This window comes from Kribbella sp. NPDC003505 (assembly GCF_040610875.1).
GTDB lineage: Bacteria > Actinomycetota > Actinomycetes > Propionibacteriales > Kribbellaceae > Kribbella.
Genome location: NZ_JBEXNA010000006.1, coordinates 272,061 through 289,630, shown reverse-complemented (window position 1 = coordinate 289,630; position 17,570 = coordinate 272,061). Strand labels below are relative to the sequence as shown.

At 69.4% G+C, this 17,570-nt stretch carries 17 protein-coding genes; 7 read left to right on the top strand and 10 right to left on the bottom strand.

The window, feature by feature from the left end; all coding sequences use genetic code 11:
• Positions 1-16: 16 nt before the first annotated feature.
• Positions 17-1,144 carry a serine hydrolase domain-containing protein gene (locus ABZX12_RS22605; RefSeq protein WP_355695958.1) on the top strand — a complete coding sequence of 376 codons (1,128 nt, stop codon included), beginning with the start codon at positions 17-19 and terminating at the stop codon, positions 1,142-1,144.
• Here ABZX12_RS22605 and ABZX12_RS22600 read toward each other — a convergent pair.
• Positions 1,141-1,998, bottom strand: a complete 858-nt coding sequence (locus ABZX12_RS22600) for an MBL fold metallo-hydrolase (RefSeq protein WP_355695956.1) — start codon at positions 1,996-1,998, stop codon at positions 1,141-1,143. The genes ABZX12_RS22605 and ABZX12_RS22600 overlap by 4 nt on opposite strands.
• A 160-nt stretch (positions 1,999-2,158) precedes the next feature.
• On the opposite strand from ABZX12_RS22600, the gene ABZX12_RS22595 reads away from it, so the two are divergent.
• Complete coding sequence (locus ABZX12_RS22595) at positions 2,159-3,487, top strand: FAD-binding oxidoreductase (RefSeq protein ID WP_355695954.1); 1,329 nt, start codon at positions 2,159-2,161, stop codon at positions 3,485-3,487.
• Here ABZX12_RS22595 and ABZX12_RS22590 read toward each other — a convergent pair.
• Positions 3,480-4,319: an EamA family transporter gene (locus ABZX12_RS22590; RefSeq protein WP_355695952.1), complete on the bottom strand. Its 840-nt coding sequence runs from the start codon at positions 4,317-4,319 to the stop codon at positions 3,480-3,482. The genes ABZX12_RS22595 and ABZX12_RS22590 overlap by 8 nt on opposite strands.
• 112 nt (positions 4,320-4,431) lie before the next feature.
• Between ABZX12_RS22590 and ABZX12_RS22585 the strand changes: the two genes are divergently transcribed.
• Positions 4,432-5,244, top strand: a complete 813-nt coding sequence (locus tag ABZX12_RS22585) for an endonuclease/exonuclease/phosphatase family protein (RefSeq protein WP_355695950.1) — start codon at positions 4,432-4,434, stop codon at positions 5,242-5,244.
• Here ABZX12_RS22585 and ABZX12_RS22580 read toward each other — a convergent pair.
• Positions 5,229-5,696, bottom strand: a complete 468-nt coding sequence (locus tag ABZX12_RS22580) for a GNAT family N-acetyltransferase (protein ID WP_355695949.1) — start codon at positions 5,694-5,696, stop codon at positions 5,229-5,231. The genes ABZX12_RS22585 and ABZX12_RS22580 overlap by 16 nt on opposite strands.
• Positions 5,686-7,065 carry an MFS transporter gene (locus ABZX12_RS22575; protein ID WP_355695947.1) on the bottom strand — a complete coding sequence of 460 codons (1,380 nt, stop codon included), beginning with the start codon at positions 7,063-7,065 and terminating at the stop codon, positions 5,686-5,688. Before ABZX12_RS22575 ends, ABZX12_RS22580 begins: the two co-directional genes overlap by 11 nt.
• Positions 7,066-7,181: 116 nt before the next feature.
• On the opposite strand from ABZX12_RS22575, the gene ABZX12_RS22570 reads away from it, so the two are divergent.
• Entirely contained in the window at positions 7,182-7,754 is a 573-nt protein-coding gene (locus ABZX12_RS22570) for a TetR/AcrR family transcriptional regulator (protein ID WP_355695945.1), read from the top strand.
• Here ABZX12_RS22570 and ABZX12_RS22565 read toward each other — a convergent pair whose 3' ends face one another.
• Together ABZX12_RS22565 and ABZX12_RS22560 are read right to left on the bottom strand one after the other, a co-directional pair.
• Positions 7,755-8,117 (bottom strand): cupin domain-containing protein, encoded by a 363-nt coding sequence (locus ABZX12_RS22565; protein ID WP_355695944.1) that lies wholly within the window; start codon positions 8,115-8,117, stop codon positions 7,755-7,757.
• A 23-nt stretch (positions 8,118-8,140) separates the two neighbouring features.
• Positions 8,141-9,304, bottom strand: coding sequence for an MFS transporter (locus ABZX12_RS22560; RefSeq protein WP_355695942.1), 1,164 nt, complete (start codon positions 9,302-9,304; stop codon positions 8,141-8,143).
• A gap of 82 nt (positions 9,305-9,386) precedes the next feature.
• On the opposite strand from ABZX12_RS22560, the gene ABZX12_RS22555 reads away from it, so the two are divergent.
• Complete coding sequence (locus ABZX12_RS22555) at positions 9,387-9,911, top strand: gamma carbonic anhydrase family protein (RefSeq protein ID WP_355695941.1); 525 nt, start codon at positions 9,387-9,389, stop codon at positions 9,909-9,911.
• Between the two features lie 346 nt (positions 9,912-10,257).
• Positions 10,258-10,821: a DinB family protein gene (locus tag ABZX12_RS22550; RefSeq protein WP_355695939.1), complete on the top strand. Its 564-nt coding sequence runs from the start codon at positions 10,258-10,260 to the stop codon at positions 10,819-10,821.
• Between the two features lie 352 nt (positions 10,822-11,173).
• On the opposite strand, the gene ABZX12_RS22545 is transcribed toward ABZX12_RS22550, so the two are convergent.
• The 4 genes from ABZX12_RS22545 to ABZX12_RS22530 all read right to left on the bottom strand — a co-directional run bounded on the left by ABZX12_RS22545 (position 11,174) and on the right by ABZX12_RS22530 (position 16,376).
• Positions 11,174-11,656, bottom strand: coding sequence for a hypothetical protein (locus ABZX12_RS22545; RefSeq protein WP_355695937.1), 483 nt, complete (start codon positions 11,654-11,656; stop codon positions 11,174-11,176).
• A 503-nt stretch (positions 11,657-12,159) separates the two neighbouring features.
• A complete protein-coding gene (locus ABZX12_RS22540; protein ID WP_355695936.1) occupies positions 12,160-13,866 on the bottom strand; it encodes a hypothetical protein in 1,707 nt (568 codons plus the stop codon).
• Between the two features lie 204 nt (positions 13,867-14,070).
• Positions 14,071-14,736 carry a response regulator gene (locus ABZX12_RS22535; protein ID WP_355695934.1) on the bottom strand — a complete coding sequence of 222 codons (666 nt, stop codon included), beginning with the start codon at positions 14,734-14,736 and terminating at the stop codon, positions 14,071-14,073.
• Positions 14,733-16,376 carry an ATP-binding protein gene (locus ABZX12_RS22530; protein ID WP_355695932.1) on the bottom strand — a complete coding sequence of 548 codons (1,644 nt, stop codon included), beginning with the start codon at positions 16,374-16,376 and terminating at the stop codon, positions 14,733-14,735. Before ABZX12_RS22530 ends, ABZX12_RS22535 begins: the two co-directional genes overlap by 4 nt.
• Before the next feature lie 185 nt (positions 16,377-16,561).
• Between ABZX12_RS22530 and ABZX12_RS22525 the strand changes: the two genes are divergently transcribed.
• Positions 16,562-17,569: a tripartite tricarboxylate transporter substrate binding protein gene (locus ABZX12_RS22525; RefSeq protein WP_355695930.1), complete on the top strand. Its 1,008-nt coding sequence runs from the start codon at positions 16,562-16,564 to the stop codon at positions 17,567-17,569.
• Position 17,570 lies beyond the last annotated feature (1 nt).

The following is a 17,570-nucleotide window of genomic DNA, read 5'->3' as shown; positions in this document are numbered from 1 at the left end:
ATCTATCGTCGTGCCCATGAGTCAGGGTTGGGCAGATGACGGGTTCGGTGCGGTCGCGGACGCCTTCACGGAGAACTTCTCGCTGTTCCCCGAGCTGGGTGCGGCGGTCAGCGTGTACGCCGGCGGCCGCCGGGTGGTCGAGCTCTGGGACGGAGATGCGGCGCCGGGGCGGCCGTGGACGCGCGAGACCGTCGTACCGGTGTTCTCCTGCGCGAAAGGGCCGGTGAGTGTCGTCGTCCACCTGCTGGCGCAGGACGGGCGGCTCGACCTGGACGCGCCGATCGGGACGTACTGGCCGGAATTCGTTGCGGAGGGCAAGGACGCGATCACGTGCCGGATGGTGCTCGGTCACCGGGCCGGGATCCCGGTGCTGGACACGACGCTCACGTTCGAGGAGATCGCCGAGTGGACCCCGGTGATCAAGGCGATCGAGGAGCAGAAGCCGCTGTGGGAGCCGGGGACGGCGTTCGAATACCACGGGCACGTGTTCGGGTTCGTGCTCGGTGAGGTTGTCCGGCGGATCACCGGGCAACTGCCTGGAGCGTACTTCCGGACCGTCGTCGGCGACCCGCTCGGGCTGCGGGCATGGATCGGGTTACCGGCCGCGGAGCTGCCGACGCTGGCGCGCCTGGAGGAGGCTCCCGGGCGGCCGCCTGCGCTCGATCCTCAGCACCTGCTGATGCGGATCGTCACGATGAACGGGGCGCTCGAGTTCCCCGGTCTCGACGTACCGCACGGGTGGAACGATCCCGACCTGCTGGGGATGGAACTTCCCGGGGCCGGTGCGGTCGCGTCCGCGAGCGGCCTGGCCGGCGTGTACGCCGCGGCCGTCACCGGCATCGACGGATCCGCGCGGCTGCTGTCCCCCGAGACCGTCGGCGACGCGGTGCGTGAGCTCTCCTCCGGCGCCGGATTCCTCGGCTTCGACGCCGGCGCCCGCTGGGGCTCCGGTTTCCTGCTCGACTCCCCCTTCCGCCCGACCCTCGGCCCCCGCAGCTTCGGCAACGACGGCGCCGGCGGGCAGTTCGCCTTCGGCGACGACGAGCACGGCATCGCCTTCGCCTACACCGCCAACCGGATGCTCGGCCACGGCGACCCCCGAGCCACCCGCCTCATCGACGCCCTCCGCACCTGCCTTGCTTAGCGATCGTGGAGCGGGTGCCACGTGAAGGTCGAACCGTCGCGCTGGACGTGACCCAGGCCTGGGAACGGGAGATGGTAGGCGTGCACGAGGATCTGCTCGTCAGCAGCGCGTTCCAGCAGGTGGCGACGGCTCGCGACCGAGGCCGGTGCGTCCAGGTCCCACGGGGTGGCCCAGGTCGGGTTGGTGAGTTGGAGCGGGTCGTAGAAGGTGTCCCCCACACACAGCAGGCGTTCCCCCTGGGACTGCAGGAGGATCGCCGCGTGCCCGGGAGTATGGCCAGGGGCAGCGATCGCTTGTACGCCGGGGAGGATCTCGGCGCCGTACTCGAAGGGGCGCAGCTTCTCGCCGAACAATCGGATGGTTTCGCGGGCGACTTCGAGATGCGGTCGCGCCGACGGGAGATCGACCGAGCCTGACCAGAACGCGACCTCCGCGGAATGCGCGAACGCGGTCGCGTCGGGGAAGGTCAACTCCCCCGACCAGATCGCACCGCGGGAGTGGTCCTGGTGCAGGTGCGTGAAGACGACCGCGGCCAGGTTCGAGCGGGACAGGCCGACGGAGGTCATCCCGTCCCCGAGTTTCCCGACGAGCGGTTCGATGTACTCGCCGTACCCGAGGAAGCTCGCCCCCAGCCCGGTGTCGACCACCGCCGTCCCGTCCGGCGTGCCGACGAACAGGCAGTTGTAGCCGCAGGTCAGTGTCGAGCGCCCCCGGCAGGCGTCCCGCAGTACGTCGGCCGGCACTCCTGACTCAGGCGTGTAGAAATCACCCAGCGACGGCTCGAACGGCGGCCCGGGCTGGCCATCGCTCACCACCACGCACTCCAACCGCCCGACCGAGAACTGATAAATCACCACACCATCCTTGCAGCGGCACCGCTCGCCTAGCCCGCCCGGGAATCGACAGCGCAGACGAAATAGGCCCCCGGTGTGTGATGTCTGGTTGGTCACGTCACATCCGGGCCCTGGCGGACGTCAGGTGTTTGTTCGATGAGGGCAAACACGAAGGAACGTCATGAGCGCTGTAGTCGAAGGATTCGCTGGAGAGATTGTCGGACCGGAGGACGAGGGGTACGACGCCGCGAGCCGGACCGTGCTGGTCGGGGGCACCCCGGCGTACGTCCTCAGGCCCGCGAACGTCGAGGACGTCCGGAAGGCCGTCAGGTACGCCGCGGACAGCGGGCTGCCGCTCGCGGTGCGCGGCGGTGGACACGCGTTCCCAGGATTCGGGACGAACGACGGCGGGGTGGTGATCGACCTCGGCTTGCTGGCCGGCGTCGAGCTCGTCGACAAGGAGCGGCACGTCGTCCGGATCGGGGGCGGCGCCACCTGGGGTCAGGTCGCGGCCGCGCTGGCGCCGCACGGGCTGGCGATCTCGTCCGGTGACACCAAGAGCGTCGGTGTCGGCGGGCTGACGTTGAGCGGCGGTATCGGGTGGAAGGTCCGCAAGTACGGGCTCGCCCTGGACTCGCTCGTCGCGGTGGAGCTCGTGACCGCCGCCGGCGACGTCGTCCGGGCGTCCGCGGACGAGAACCCCGAGCTGTTCTGGGCCGTTCGCGGCGGCGGCGGAAACCTCGGGATCGTGACCGCGTTCGACTTCGCGGCGCACCCGACGACGGACATCTTCTTCGGCAAGGTGAGTTTCCCGGCCGCGGAGATCGCGGACGTGCTGCCCCGCTGGGCGGAGTACCTGCGCACCGCGCCCGTGGAGCTGACCTCGATCGCGTCGTTCGCGAACCCGTTCCTCGGCGGCCCGGACGCGCCGCTGGAGATCCAGGTCGCCTACGACGGTGACGACGCGGACCTCGCCGCGCAGGCGATCGACCCGATCCGCGCGCTCGGAACCGTGATCGCCGACGAGGTCGCGCTGACGCCGTACGCCGAGGTGCTCGTGGACGGCATGGTGCCGCCGCCCGGGATCCGGCTCGTGACACGGAATGCCTTTGTCGACAAGGATTCCGTGCCGGACGTGCTGCGGATCCTCGCCGAGGCCGGCCGGGCACAGGGCGCTCCGGTCATCGCCGTCCGCAGCCTGGGCGGCGCGGTGGCGCAGGTCGCCGACGACGCGACGGCGTACGCGCACCGCCAGGCAGACCTGATGTTCATCACCACCACGATCGGCCCGCCGCCGGTGATCGAGGCGACGCGCCCGGCCCGGCAGCAGCTGTGGGATCGCCTGAGCCCGCACGTCGACGGTGCGTACGCGAACTTCCTGTCCGACGCCGGGGACGCCGACGTCGCCGCGGTCTACCCGGCCGCGACATACGAACGGCTGGCGGCGGTGAAGCGTGAGTACGATCCGGAAAACGTGTTCGCCGGCAACCACAACGTCCGGCCTAGCTAGGTTCGCGATGCAGCCCGACCGCGGCGACGATGATCGCGACCGCCACGATTTCGGCGGCCTGCGGGATCTGTCGCAGGACGACGGCACCGATCACCGTCGCCGTGGCGGGCAGCAACGCCAGCATCAGCGCGAACGTCGACCGCTTCAGCCGCGCCATCGCCAACTGGTCCGCGACATACGGAATCACCGACGAGCACACCCCGACGCCGACCGCGGCGGCCAGCAACCTGACGTCGATGAACGCCGGGACCGCCGCCCAGACGCCGACCGGTAGCGCGAGCACCGTCGCCACACCCATCGCCAGTGCAAGCCCGTCGATCCTTCGCAGGCCGCCGGTCCTCGACACGCGATGCCCGAGGACGACGTACGCCGCGAAGAGCAGCGCGTTCGACGCCGTGAACACCAGCCCGATCCAGTCCCCCGACAGGCGGATGTCAGTCAAGAGATAGACGCCGACCACGGCAAGCAACACCGCGAGCACGTTCCGGAGGCTGCGCACCGCGATCGCCGCGAGCACAATCACCGGCGCGAACTCGGCCGCGGCGACCGTGCCGAGCGGGATGCGCTCGATCGCCAAGTAGAAGCAGGAGTTCATCAGCGCAAGGACAAAGCCCCACCCGGCCACCAGCCGCCGGGCTGGGCCGGGCAGGACTTGCCACGCCCGCCACGGACGACGCCACACAGCGAAGATCAGTCCGGCCGAGGCGATTCGCAGCCACGCGACGCCGAGCGGTTCGATGCGGACGAACAGCAGCACCGCCAGCGCGGGGCCGAGGTAGTGGAAGACGGCGCTGACGACGAAGTAGGTCTGCGGCGGAACGGTTCTGCGCACCGAACTCACGCTAGGAACCGGCCCGTCGCACGACCATGCCGTTCCGGTAAGCCGGAAGGCGCTGGGCTTTCCACACCGGTAATGACCCCGGCGCCCAGAAATACTGTGTGTCATGCGTCGATCGGGGATGTTTGCCGCGCTGGCCGGATGCCTACTGCTAGTCGTGTCACCGTTGACGGCGCACGCGAAGGTGGAGGCCACGACCGTGAAGACCTTGACGTTCAACATCCACCACGGCGCCGGCGTCGACGGCAAGCTCGATCTGGAGCGGGTCGCGAAGACGATCGAGGCGTCGGGGGCCGCGGTCGTCGGCCTGCAGGAGGTCGACAAGTTCTTCGACGCGCGCAGCAACTGGGTGGACCAGCCGGCCTGGCTGGCGGCGCGGTTGCAGATGAACTACGTCTTCGCCGCCAACCTGGACTGGGATCCCGCGGAGCCGGGCAAGCCGCGGCGTCAGTACGGAACCCTCGTGCTGTCGAAGTACCCGATCGTCGATTCCCGCAACACCCTGCTGCCGCTGCACGCGGGCAGTGAGCAGCGCGGCCTGCTCGAGGCCGTGATCGACGTGAACGGTACGCCGTTGCGCTTCGCCGACACGCACCTGACGACGATCAACGACGGCGAGCGCCTGGAGCAGGTGAACGCGATCGTCGCGCTGCTGAAGGACGCCCCGGACGCGACGCTGCTGGTCGGCGACTTCAACGCCGTACCGACGTCGACCGAGGTCCGGACGCTGACGACGCACTGGACCGACACCTGGCCGGAGAAGGGCTTCGGGCTCGGGCTCACCAGTCCCGTGCCGTTACCGACCAAGCGGATCGACTACCAGCTGCACAGCACGCAACTGGTGACGACCGCCGTGTCGGTCCCGGTGAGCTTCGCGTCCGACCATCTTCCGGTCGCGGCGACCTATTCGCTCAGCTGACGCTCGTACGCCTCCGGGCTCCAGCCGGCCACGGTCTTCGTGACCAGCTTGGCGCCGAGGCGTTCGTAGAAGCGGTATCCGGCGGTGTTCTCCAGACGCAGCCCCCAACTGATCGGCAGCCGGTCCGGCAGCGCGAACCGGGCCAGCGCCAGCATGAGCTGCCGTCCGACACCGGCGTCGCGGAACTGTTCGCGAACGTAGAGATCGTCCAACGCCAACTGGTCTCCACCGACCCACAGGTACGGCCGGCGCAGTGCCGAAACGTACCCGGCGACGGCGCCGCCGACCTCCGCGATCAGCACGACCACCTCCTCGCGCCCGAGGAATCCTTGCCAGTCCGCGACACTCGCGGTCAGGTACGCGCCCTGGTCCTGGTAGTCGGCCAGCTCCCCCAGCATCGTGTGCACGGCTGCCGCGTCCGCGCCGGCAGCGCGGCGAATCTCAATGGACATGAACCCCTCCGGTCGAAGGCTTGAACGCCGGTACGACGACCAGCGCGAGGACTGCCGCGACCGCCGCGGTGACCGCGGCGAACGTGAATCCACGGGTGAACCCGGTCGACACCGTTCCGCCGAGACTCGCCGCCGCGACACTCGACACGACGGCGACGCCGAGCGACGCGCCGAACTCGTGGAACGTGCTCAGGATCCCGGACGCCAGCCCGGCCTCGCGGTGGTCGATCTGCGCGAAGGTCGTGGTCGACGCCGCCACGAACGCGGCGCCGAGCCCGATCGTCCCGACGGTCATCCCGATCACGATCACGGCCGTACCCTCCCAGATCGCGGGGACGGCCACGCCCGCCGCGGTGATCAGGAATCCGGCCATCGCGATCGGCCGCGCACCGGTCCGGCCGACAAGGTGCCCGGCCAGCTGAGCGCCGACGATCGCGGCGACCGCCACCGGGAGGAACAGCAGGCCGGTGCGCAAGGCGCCGTACCCCTGGAAGTGCTGCAGGTAGAACGAGCCGAGGAAGAACATCGAGATCATCAGCGCCGTCGCGACCAGGATCATGAACGTCCCGGCGGTGACGGGACGGCGGCTGAAGATCCGCAGGTCCATCAGCGGTGACCGCACGGTGCGCTGCACCCAGGCGAACACGCCGTACAGCACAAGGGCTCCGGCCAGCGTGCCGAGCGTCGCGGCTGACAGCCAGCCGTGGTCACCGGCGTTGATCAGCGCGTAGATCGCCGTACCTGTGCCGGCGGTGACCAGCAGCGCACCCGGTACGTCGAGACGTCCTGGCTGCTCGCTCGGACGGTCGGCCGGCAGCATCCGGACCAGGAGAGCGAACACGACCAGGCCGATCGGCAGGTTGATGTAGAACACCCACTGCCAGCCGGGACCCGCGGTGAGCAGACCACCGAGCAGTACGCCGATCGCGGCGCCCCCACCGCCCATCGCGGACCAGATGCCGAGCGCCTTGTTGCGCTCCTCGGCGTCGAAAATCTTCGTGACGACGGCCAACGCCGCCGGGGAGAGCATCGCGGCGCCGATCCCCTGCGCGACCCGGCCGCCGAGCAGAACCTCCGGCCCGTTGGCGAGTCCCGTGACGAGCGACGCGAGCGTGAACACCATCAGGCCGGTCAGGACGACCCGGCGGGAGCCGAACAGGTCGGCGGCGCGACCGCCGAGCAGCATCAGGCCGCCGAACATCAGCGTGTACGCACTGACCACCCAGGTCAGCGTCTCGCGCTGGAGATGGAGGTCGGTCTCGATGTTCGGCAGCGCGATCGCCACCACGGTGACGTCGAGGATCAGCATGAACTGCGCGACGGCGAGCAGCCCCAGCAGTCGCCACCGCCGGGGGTCGGGTTGAGTCATGGTCTCGTCCTTAAGTTGAACAGGTGTGTACGGGTTATATTCGGTACGGTAACTCGTACACTGGTGTTCGACAAGAGGAATTCGTACAGCGGTGTTCAAGATCAGGGAGGTCCCGGATGGCTGTCACCACCAGGCGCGCGGACGCGCAGCGCAACATCACGGCGATCCTGACCGCTGCGGCCGAGTGCCTGAGCCGTGATCCGGCGGTGAGCACGTCGGAGATCGCGAAGGCAGCCGGGGTCGGGCGCGTCACGCTGTACGGGCACTTCCCGTCCCGGGCCGAGCTGGTCGACGCGGTGTTCGTGCAGGCAATCGCGACCGGCGAGGAGACGCTGGGCCAGGTCGATCTGACCGGAGACCCGCGGGAGGCGCTGACCCGGTTGATCGCGTCGAGCTGGCACCTGGTCGACCAGTACCGGGCGCTGCTGATCGCGGCTCAGGACGCGCTGCCGCCCGGCCGTGTGCGCGACTTGCACGCCGATCCGATGGCGCGCGTCGAGCGGCTGCTCGAGCGCGGCCGCAGCGAAGGGGTGTTCCGGACCGACCTGCCGACGTCGTGGCTGGTCAGCGTGATGCACAACGTGATGCACGGCGCCGCGACCGAGATCCAGGCCGGCCGGATCACCTCCGACGAGGCAGCGCCGTACATCACCGCGACCCTGCTGGCCGCGTTCACTCCGCCTGAGTAGCTACTCCAGCCAGGTGGTTTCGAAGGTCGGGTTGGCGTGGATGTGCACCGCTTCGTAGCCGCCGGGGCCGGTCCGGAACTTGTGCGGGGTCTCGGCCGGGACCACCAGGATCTGGCCGGCCCTGCCGACGATCTCCTCGCCGCCGACCGTGAACGTCGCCGAACCGCGCCGGATGATGAACGTCTCGGCGTACGGATGCAGGTGCAGCCGCGGGCCGACGCCCTCCTGCGTGGTCGACTCGAGAATCAGCGAGACCCCGGCGCCACCCGGCAGCTCGGTGTAGTTCTCGGTCCACTCCTCGCCGTCGTCCCGCCCGTCGGCCCGGCTGATCACCGCGGCCCCCGACTTCGCGATCTCCGTCATGCCACCCTCCTCGATCGATCCTGTCACCGTAGCCTCGTCCCTGGCTCTTTCACATCCCTTTCACCGTGGGGCGAAGCCGCCAGCCGTCCCGCCACTGGGGCGAGTGCGGCGACGACCACCGCCAGGACGGCGACGCTCGCGAGGGCAGTCGGCAGCGACCAGGCGGACGAGAGCGCACCGACGGCGGCCGGGCCGACCAGGAAACCGAGGTACGCGATCGTGGTCACCACCGCGATCGCTCCCGCGCGACGCTCCGGCCCGGCCCAGGCCCCGGCCATGCCGATGATCGTCGGCGCGCACACCGACGTACCGAGACCGGCGATTCCGATCCCGGCGAGCGCCGTCCACGGGTTGCTCGCCGCGGCGGCGACGAGCGTTCCGATCGCGGCCACCACCCCGCCGGCGACCAGGAGCGGCACCGGTTGGATGCGCTGCAGCAACGCGTTGCCGGCGAAGCGGCCGGTGGCGGCCGCCGCGGCGAAGACCGCCGGAGCGATCGACGCCAGACCTGCCGGGGCGTCCAGCGAGGTGTCGAGGTGAACGGCGCTCCAGCTCTGCCAGGCGTTCTCGACCAGGTAGGCGAGCGCGCACAGTGCGCCGAGCACGAGCAGTACGGGCTGGAGCCGGGCGCGTTCTTCGGTGGGCGTCGTCCGAACCGTGCGGGTTGCTCCGGGCGCGAGCGCGACGACCGCCGTGATCACGATCAGCGCCGCCGCACCGCCCAGCACCGGCAGCGCGCCGACACCCGCGGCCCGGAGACCCGCCGTACCGAGGCTCGCCACCACGACCGCCACCGAGAACATGCCGTGGGCAAGGTTCATCACCGGGCGTCCCGTGGCTGCCTCGGCGTGTGATCCGGCCGCGTTGATCGCCACGTCCGTCGCGCCTGAAGTTGCTCCGAGCAACAACAGTGCGGCGCTCAGCGGGACCACGGAACCGGCCAGCGCCGGCAATACGCCGCAGAGTGCGAACAGCACCATGACGACGGGCAGCACCATGCCGCCGTACCGGTCGATGAGGTATCCGGTCAGCCGCATCGACAGCAACGCCCCGAGGCCGATCATCAGCAGCGCCACACCGAGCTCGCCGTCGTTCACTCCGGCCCCGGCGCGGATCGCGGGCAGGATCGCGCCCCACGCACCCCAGAACAAACCGAACGCTGCGAACCCGGCGACTGGTTTGAGCATCCACTCACCCTAGTTGGAGGCCAGGCTCGCGGGCCCGGTACGCCGATTTCCGGGATCACGATCACTGGCTAGGGTGTGGCGCATGCCGCTGTACTCGTTCGAAGGTAAGCGCCCGACCGTCCACCCCGACGCCTGGATCGCGCCGACCGCCACCCTCGTCGGCGACGTCGTCGTCGAGGCCGGGGTGTCGATCTGGTACGGCGCCGTGATCCGCGCCGACCTCGGCACCATCACGATCCGCGCCGGCGCGAACATCCAGGACAACACGGTCATCCACGTCGGCCACAACGGCTGCGAGATCGGCCCGAACGCGACCGTCGGCCACCAGTGCCTGGTCCACGACTGCACCATCGGCGAACAAGCCCTGGTCGGCAACGGCGCCATCGTCCTCGACGGAGCCGTAGTCGGCCCCCGCTCCCTCATCGCCGCCGGCTCCACCGTCACCCCCGGCGCCGTCATCCCACCCGAGTCAGTCGCCATGGGCAGCCCCGCCAAGAAAGTCATCCCACTCGACGGCACCGCCAAACTCTTCGTAGACCACAACGCCACCGTCTACCGCGCCCTCGCAGAACGCCACGCCGCCACCGTCGAACTCGTCGAGGACTAAACCCCAACCCCGAGCCAGAGCCCTCTTCCTCGTCGCCCGCTCCGCGACTTCCCCTCGCCGTGCGCTCCCCGTACAGCGCGGCACACACCTCCCGGCCGACGCCGGTGTTTCCGGCCGACGCGGGAGGTCCCGGCTATCGCCGGGTGCAGCCAACTGCCGCCCGCCGGGCCGGCGATGCATTGGGCATGGTGACCAGCCGGATGGGGTCGGGTGACCTTGGCGACCAGGGGGAACGGGCAGCAGAACAAGCCAGTGGCGCCGCGGTGTACGCGATCGCCGCGAGCAGCGCGGTGTGGACGAGTGACTCCTTTCCGGCGCGACCCCGCGTCGGGTGAGTATTGGCGGTGTGATCGACGATTTCGCGAAGGCCTCTCTGCACGACGCTCTCCGCTGGGTACGTGAAGGGCTCGTGGCGAAAGTCGACGGATTGTCCGAGTACGCCGTACGCCGGCCGCTCACCCACACCGGCACCAATCTGCTCGGCCTGATCAAGCACCTGACGATCACCGAGGCGCGCTACCTCGGCGAGATCTTCGACCGCCCGTACGCCGATCCGCTCCCGAGCTTCACCGATCCCGGCTACGCGAACCACGACCACCTCTGGGTCAGAGAACACGAAACCCGCGCGCAGGTCCTCACCAACTATCGCCGCGCCTGCGAGCACGCCGACGCCACCATCGCCGAACTCCCGATCGACACCCGCGCCACCGTCCCCTGGTGGCCGCGCCCCGACGTCATGCTGTTCAACGTGATGGTCCACGTCCTCACCGAATCGAACCGCCGCGCCGGCCACGCCGACATCCTCCGCGAACAACTCGACAACACCACCAACACCGACCCCAACGTCGACTGGACCGCCCACCGCAACCGGATCGAACAGGCCGCCCGAGCCGCAGACCCCTCCCAGTGAGCCGTCCCGGCCGGTATGGAGGGCAGCAGGTCCGGCGGACTGATCCTCCGCCGCTGAGCCGCTGCAACCCGAGCCGGACCGGCCTCCATTCACCGGTCAGCGCGGCGTCAGATCACCGGAATTCGCCATGGTTGTCCGCGCGATGGGGCAACACCCACGAGTCGAGGCGGGTTCACGTCGGTCGCCGAGGCGAGGCGATGTTGCGGTGCCGGGTCCCTCCTCGACCATGTCATGTCTCGGGACATCGGTGACGCTTCCGGGGCACTTGGTGGTGACACTTCTTCGGCCCGGCATGCAAGGCATGTCCTTCCGAACCTGCCGATGAGCGAGCAGTTCCCCGCCAGCTCGGCCGCTACTCCGTCGGCCCCAGGAATTCATGAAGTGCGCCCATCGTCCGGCCGGTGAGCTTGGCGCCGTCGTCGTCAGAGCTGACCTCGCAAAGGGCCCACGACGGGAGGTCGCCCGGGTCGTCAAGCTCGTCGTCGCAGGGGTCGCCAAGGAGGTATGCAAAGCCCTGCGCTGTGTCGGACGCGACGTCCTCGACAATCACCGCCAGCTCGTCCAAGGTGATCCCGGCCGCGAGACACTTCCCGATCACCTCTGCGACAGCCGTTGAGGGTGACCCCGGGCGACGATCTCGCTCACGTTGAAGGTTGGTCCACCAGACGTCCATGCTCTCGCGTCGGCCCAGCAGATTCCTCCGCACGAGTCGTTCTAGTCGGGCATACGCCAACTGGGGGATGTTTTCTCTGATCTCGGACCGCGCCGCGGCCTGCGGATCATCGACACCCAGTCTCGTCAACTTCTGAATCAGCACAGCTTCGTCTGCGTGCATCAGTTTCGCCTCCTCGTGGCCGCAAGCCGACCCGTCGCAGCCTAGGACCGGACGGTGGCTGTCAGATATCCGTCCGCGCGTTCATGCCGCCCAGACAGCGTGCGCTGCGGCGTCCGAACTCCCGCGATCAGCGCTCTCACTCCGACGTTGGTGAGAGTCCCAGGGACGGCCGGTTCCGGGGCGCGGTGCGAGCTCTGCAGTCTGATCATGGTCCCGTGGGCGAGAAGAAGTCGCGACAGTCCGATGAGATCGGCGCCGGCGGCGACGTGTCCTGGAATCCAGCGGCGGTTGGCTGACGTGGCCACGGCCGCTACATGATCGCGAGTGGGTCGACAACGACGGGAGTGCCTGGCGGATGCGCGGTGGCCAGTGTCACAGATGTCTTGAGAGATCGAGTGTCACCGATGTTCTGATGCAGAACTGTCACCGATGTCTTGAGACATGACAGTCCCTCCTCGACCATTCCGTACGGCGCGGTGGAACTGGAGAGCCGGTTGGTGTGCTCATGCGCCGGGGCGTGGCCCGGTTCTGCGGTCTCGGGTTTGTCGAGGTGGGAGTTGGTGGGTGCCGTTGTGGTCGACGAGGAAGCGGAAGCCGTGGGGGCTGGTCCATTCGATGGCGCCGGTGGGCAGGCGTCGGTTTCTCCAGCCGCCGAAGGTTTTGGCGCGGTGATGGAGTCGGCTTTGCGGTATGAGGTTGTCGACACTGGTTTGCCCTGGCGGCCCGGTGCGTTCCGGCGGGCGTGTCTGACCGGGCGGGCCGGTGCGATCCGCTGAGCTGGTTCGGCCTGGCGGGGCGGTACGGTCCGGCGCGCTGGATCGCCCCGGCGGCTTGGCCGGTGCTAACGGCGACGACGGCCACACTGGTCGCTCGGTGTGGCGGTAGGGGGTGATGTGGTCTTGGTCCATCCGGGTGGTGGCTTCCGCGCCGCCGTACGGGAACATGTCGACCGGGTGACGCAGGCGAACGCGCTCGCGGATCCGATCCGGGATCTCATAGCTGTGGACGCTGACCTGGTCGTGCAGGTCGATCACCGGCTTGACGACTACCTGGTCGTGGCCAAGCAGCTCGGTCAGTTGGCTGGCGAGGAGCGGACCGAGCTTCTCAACCCGCAGCACCCCGGCGCCGGTCGCCAGGGTCTTGTCGGTGAGGTGCACGTACAGGATGTGGCGGTCACGCCGCCCGGCCACCGCGCCGAGGCCTGTGCCGTAGGCGTCGCGCTTGATCGCGGCGAAACGGGCCGCCACCGTGCCGGCCAGCGCTCGGCGAGTGAACCCGTCCTCACCCTCCGCCTCGCCACTGGCCGCCGTGGGGGCAGCCACTGAGTCGGTCATCATGGCGTCGGTCACCTCAGCATCAGTCGGCTCACCGCCGACAGCACCAGCAGCCTTGCTCGCCACGCGGTCGGCGTCGGCGGGCTCATCGACCGGCGGGGATTGCACGCGGGCGAGGTGGCGGGCTACTTCGATGAGGTGGTGGGCGGATGCGGGGTCGGAGATCCAGCCGACAGCCTTGGCGCGGCGTTGGTCGAGGGTGTCCGTGTCGCCGAGGGCTTCGAGGGCTTGCGCAAGGTCGTCGATCTTGGCGTCGAAGCGGATCACGTCGCCGGCCGCTGCACGCACCCAGATCCTCTTGGTGCCGTGGTCGTCGGATTGGGAGACGAACACACCCCGGGTCTTGGCGGCGGCTTCGGCGTTGGCCCGGGCTTGCTCCGGGTCGGCCGCCCAGATCGCGGCGGTGGTGATGGCGGCCAGTTTTCTGGGGGTGACGGTGTTGATGATGGCGGCAACGCGGCGGTCGACGATCGCGGCGGCTTCCTGGGACAGGGTCAGGCAGGCGTGGGCGATCTTGCGGGCGCGCCAGGCGATCGCGGTGCCGGACAGGACGGCGGCCCAGACGGTGGGGAGGCGGTGGCGCAGGGCGAGGGCTTCGCCGATGAGGGAGGCGGCGGCGCCGCTGGAGATGCCGAGGACGGCGCCGAGCTCGATGGGGGCGAATTCGGCGACACCGGGGCAGCCGTCGCCGCCGTAGACGACGACGCGTTCGTAGCCGGGGAGGGGCTCGTAGCCTTCGGCGACGGCATTGCGGTCGGCGTAGGCGAGCGCGGCTTCCAGGATGCGGGTGGCGGCGCGGTTCTCGATCTGGGCGTACTCGGCGGCCGCGGCGAGCAGGTCCGCGGTGGCGAGATCCTCCAGATCAGTATCGAACATGTGTTCTATTCTAGATCACGGTTCGGTTACAGCCAAATCGGCAAGGCACCGGAATCCCTTGCAGGCCAGGGAATTGCTGGTGTCGCCGCCGAGCACAGTCGGTCGAGACCAGGGCAGTCTTCGGCGCTGTCGGTCCCGGGCGGGAGCGAGCCGGCGCGGTGAGGAGCGACGAGGTGAGCGCCTGCGGTGCGCGCGTAGGAGGTTCTAGGTTCGCCAGGTGTAGCGGCGTTCGGGGCGGCCGGTGGTGCCGTAGCGGAGGGTTACTTCGGTTCGGCCTTGGGCGGCGTAGAACTCGAGGTAGCGGCGGGCGCTGACGCGGGAGATGCCGATCTTCTCGGCGCATTCGGCGGCGGAGAGGCTGTCGGGGGTGGCGCGGAGCGCGGCGGCGACGAGGTCGGCGGTTTCCTGGCTGAGGCCTTTCGGGAGCCGGTTGACGAGTTGGCGGGTGGGGGCGAGGACGCGGTCGACGTCGGCCTGGGACGTGACCTGGTCGGGGACGCTGGCGCGGCGACGGGCGTACTCCTGGAGCCGGATCCGCAGATCCTCGAAACCGAAGGGTTTCAGCAGGTAGTTCACGACACCTTGCCGTACGGCGCCGCGCACGGCCTCGGCCTCGCGGGCCGCGGTGATGACGAGGATGTCGACATCGGGCCGGACGGCGCGCAGCCGGGCGATCAGGTCGAGACCGAACACGTCCGGCAGGTACAGGTCGAGCAGGATCAGGTCGGGAGCGAGGTCGGCGAGCGCGGCCACCGCCTGGTCGCCCGAGTTCGCGGTGCCGACGACCTCGAAGCCGTCGACGCGGTCGACGAACCCGCGGTGGATGCGCGCGACCATGAAGTCGTCGTCGACGACCAGGACGGTGATCATCGGGCTCCTTCCGGGGTCCGCTGGGTGGACATCCGCGCCACGAACGCGGCGCCGCCCTCGGACAGGTTGGTGACCGCGACCTCGCCGCCGCGGCGCCGGCAGATCAGACGTGTCATTGCCAGGCCGATCCCCCGCTCGCCCTCAGCCGCGGCCTTGGTGGTGAAGCCGTGTGCGAACACCTCCTGCGCCAGCTCGGGCGCGACCCCGGGTCCGGAGTCGCGGACCACGATCTCGACGCTGGTCGCGTCCTGCCGCAGCTCGACCTCGACCCACGCGGGCGACAGCGGTGTGCCGGACTGAGCCGCGGCATCCACGGCGTTGTCGACCAGATTCCCGAGCACGGTCGCGATGTCGGCGGAGAGCGCCGGATCGAGGCGCAGCAGGGTGGTCCGCTCGGACACCCGAAGCTCGACGCGGCGCTCGGCCGCGAGCGAGGACTTCGCCATCAGCAGGGCCGCGACCGTGGTGTCGTGGACCCGCTGCGTCACGGTCAGATCGAGCGATTCACGGTAGCGGTTGAGCGCACCGACGTACGTGACCACCTCGTCGTACTCCCCGATCTGGATCAGCCCCGAGATCGTGTGCAGCTGGTTCGCGAACTCGTGCGTCTGCGCCCGCAGCAGCTCGGCGGACGAGCGGAACGAGCCCAACTCACGCTCGAGCCGCGCGAGCTCGGTCCGGTCGCGCAGCGTGGTGACGGATCCGAGCGACCGCCCGTCCTTCAGCACCTCCATCCGGTTCATCACGAGCACCCGCCCCCGCCGTACGACGACCGCGTCGCGCGCCTCGTCGTCGCCGGCGAGCACCTCGCGCAGCCGACCTTCGATCCCCAGGTCCCGCAGCGATTTCCCGACCGCGTCGGCCGGCAGGTCCAGCAGCCGGCGGCCGACGTCGTTCACCAGCGTCACGCGCAGCTGGGGGTCCAGGGCAACAACTCCTTCGGCCAGCCCGTACAGCATGGCTTCGCGGTGCTCGGCCAGACCGGCGATCTCCCGCGGTTCGAGCCCCAGGGTCTGCCGCTTGATCCGGCGCGCGAGCAACCACGATCCGAGCAGCCCGAGCACACAGGCGATCCCGAGATAGATCGCCAGGTACGACGACGCGCCCCGCAGCCGCTGCAGTACCGAAGGAGAGCGCTCGCCGACCATCACGGTGCCGATGTGGTCACCGAGCGTCCCGTCCGGATTGCCCAACTTGTCCCTGCCCTCGCTCAGCACCGGGACCTGGGCGACCAGCTCCATTCCGTCATCGCCCCGCAGCTGGCCGGACCAGCCCTTCCGGACATCCGGATCACCCAGCGTGAGCTTGGTGCCGATCAGCGTCACGTTGGTTGCCGCGATCACCTTTCCCTTGGCGTCGGCGACCGTGATCGAGGTGACGCCGGACTGGGCGATGCTGGTCTGCAGGGTCGGCGCGAGCATCTCCGCGGGGGCCGGGTTGCGGATGCTGAAGCGCAGCGCGGGACTCGCCGACAGCTGCTCCGCGAGCAGAGTCACCCGGCGGCCCTCGACGCGGTTGAACGTGGCGGCCGACTGGGCGAGCGAGACCGCGGCCACGGCGACGAGCACGATCACCACGATCGCCAGCTGCAGCACGAGCAGTTGCCCGGCCAGCGTCGGTCGCCTTCCCAGCCTCGCCACGTCCACCTCCTCGCCCTTTCCGAACCGCATGATCACCGGTCCGGAGCCCGAGTGCCACACTTCACCCAGGTTCCGCCTGTGACCACAATGAACTCAACCACCGCTGCGGACACAACGCAGACGCCCGTACCACCGGAGGTCCACGATCGTCGCCACCTGAACCCCTCAAGGAAAGGACTCAGCCGATGAGGTCTAGGCCGATGCTCTGGGTCACCACGGCGCTGCTCGCCCTGGTCAGCGCGACCGCGTGCGGTGCGACCGCGAACAAGTCCGGCGACGCGAACGACGACAGCGGGAAGCCGGCCACCGGCCTGCGGCTGATGGTGCCGAACACCGCCGGCGGCGGGTACGACACCACCGCCCGGACCGCCGCGAAGGTGATGGAGGACGCGAAGATCGCGACCGGCACGCAGGTGTTCAACCTGCCGGGCGCCGGCGGTACGGTCGGCCTGCAGCGGATCGTGAACGAGAAGGGCAACGGCAAGCTCGCTATGCAGATGGGGCTCGGCGTGGTCGGCGCGACGTACACGTCGAAGTCGAAGGCGACGCTCACCCAGACCACCCCGATCGCGAAGATGATCGAGGAGGCCGGCGCCATCGTGGTGCCGAAGAACTCGCCGTACAAGACCATCCAGGACCTGGTCACCGCGTGGAAGGCGAACCCGAAGGGGCTGGCGGTCGGCGGCGGCTCGTCGCCGGGCGGCCCGGACCACCTGCTGCCGATGCAGCTCGCGCAGGCGGTCGGTATCAACCCCAAGGACGTCAACTTCGTCTCGTACGACGGCGGCGGCGAGCTGCTGCCCGCGCTGCTCGGCAGCAAGATCGCCTTCGGGGCCAGCGGTTTCGGCGAGTTCCTCGACCAGGTGGAGAGCGGCCAGGTCCGGGTGCTCGCGGTGACCAGCGAGAAGCCGATCGACGCGCTCAAGGACGTGCCGACGCTGAAGGACTCCGGGATCGACCTGGTGTTCACGAACTGGCGCGGCATCGTGGCGCCGCCGGAGATCAGCGACACGGACAAGAACGTCTGGATCGACGCGCTGACCAAGATGCACGACTCGGCGGAATGGAAGGCCGAGCTGACCAAGCACGGCTGGACCGACGCGTTCGTGACCGGTGACGCGTTCGGGAAGTTCCTCACCGACCAGGACAAGGCGGTCGCCGACATCCTGACCAAGCTGGGTCTGGCGGCATGAG

Bases quoted from the DNA above. Each gene is read 5' to 3' on its own strand.
- ABZX12_RS22580 (WP_355695949.1), bottom strand. From the start codon at position 5,696: ATGTCCATTGAGATTCGCCGCGCTGCCGGCGCGGACGCGGCAGCCGTG.
- ABZX12_RS22525 (WP_355695930.1), top strand. From the start codon at position 16,562: ATGAGGTCTAGGCCGATGCTCTGGGTCACCACGGCGCTGCTCGCCCTG.
- ABZX12_RS22560 (WP_355695942.1), bottom strand. From the start codon at position 9,304: ATGCTCAAACCAGTCGCCGGGTTCGCAGCGTTCGGTTTGTTCTGGGGT.
- ABZX12_RS22565 (WP_355695944.1), bottom strand. From the start codon at position 8,117: ATGACGGAGATCGCGAAGTCGGGGGCCGCGGTGATCAGCCGGGCCGAC.
- ABZX12_RS22545 (WP_355695937.1), bottom strand. From the start codon at position 11,656: ATGCACGCAGACGAAGCTGTGCTGATTCAGAAGTTGACGAGACTGGGT.
- ABZX12_RS22540 (WP_355695936.1), bottom strand. From the start codon at position 13,866: ATGTTCGATACTGATCTGGAGGATCTCGCCACCGCGGACCTGCTCGCC.
- ABZX12_RS22585 (WP_355695950.1), top strand. From the start codon at position 4,432: ATGCGTCGATCGGGGATGTTTGCCGCGCTGGCCGGATGCCTACTGCTA.
- ABZX12_RS22605 (WP_355695958.1), top strand. From the start codon at position 17: ATGAGTCAGGGTTGGGCAGATGACGGGTTCGGTGCGGTCGCGGACGCC.
- ABZX12_RS22555 (WP_355695941.1), top strand. From the start codon at position 9,387: ATGCCGCTGTACTCGTTCGAAGGTAAGCGCCCGACCGTCCACCCCGAC.
- ABZX12_RS22575 (WP_355695947.1), bottom strand. From the start codon at position 7,065: ATGACTCAACCCGACCCCCGGCGGTGGCGACTGCTGGGGCTGCTCGCC.
- ABZX12_RS22535 (WP_355695934.1), bottom strand. From the start codon at position 14,736: ATGATCACCGTCCTGGTCGTCGACGACGACTTCATGGTCGCGCGCATC.
- ABZX12_RS22595 (WP_355695954.1), top strand. From the start codon at position 2,159: ATGAGCGCTGTAGTCGAAGGATTCGCTGGAGAGATTGTCGGACCGGAG.
- ABZX12_RS22570 (WP_355695945.1), top strand. From the start codon at position 7,182: ATGGCTGTCACCACCAGGCGCGCGGACGCGCAGCGCAACATCACGGCG.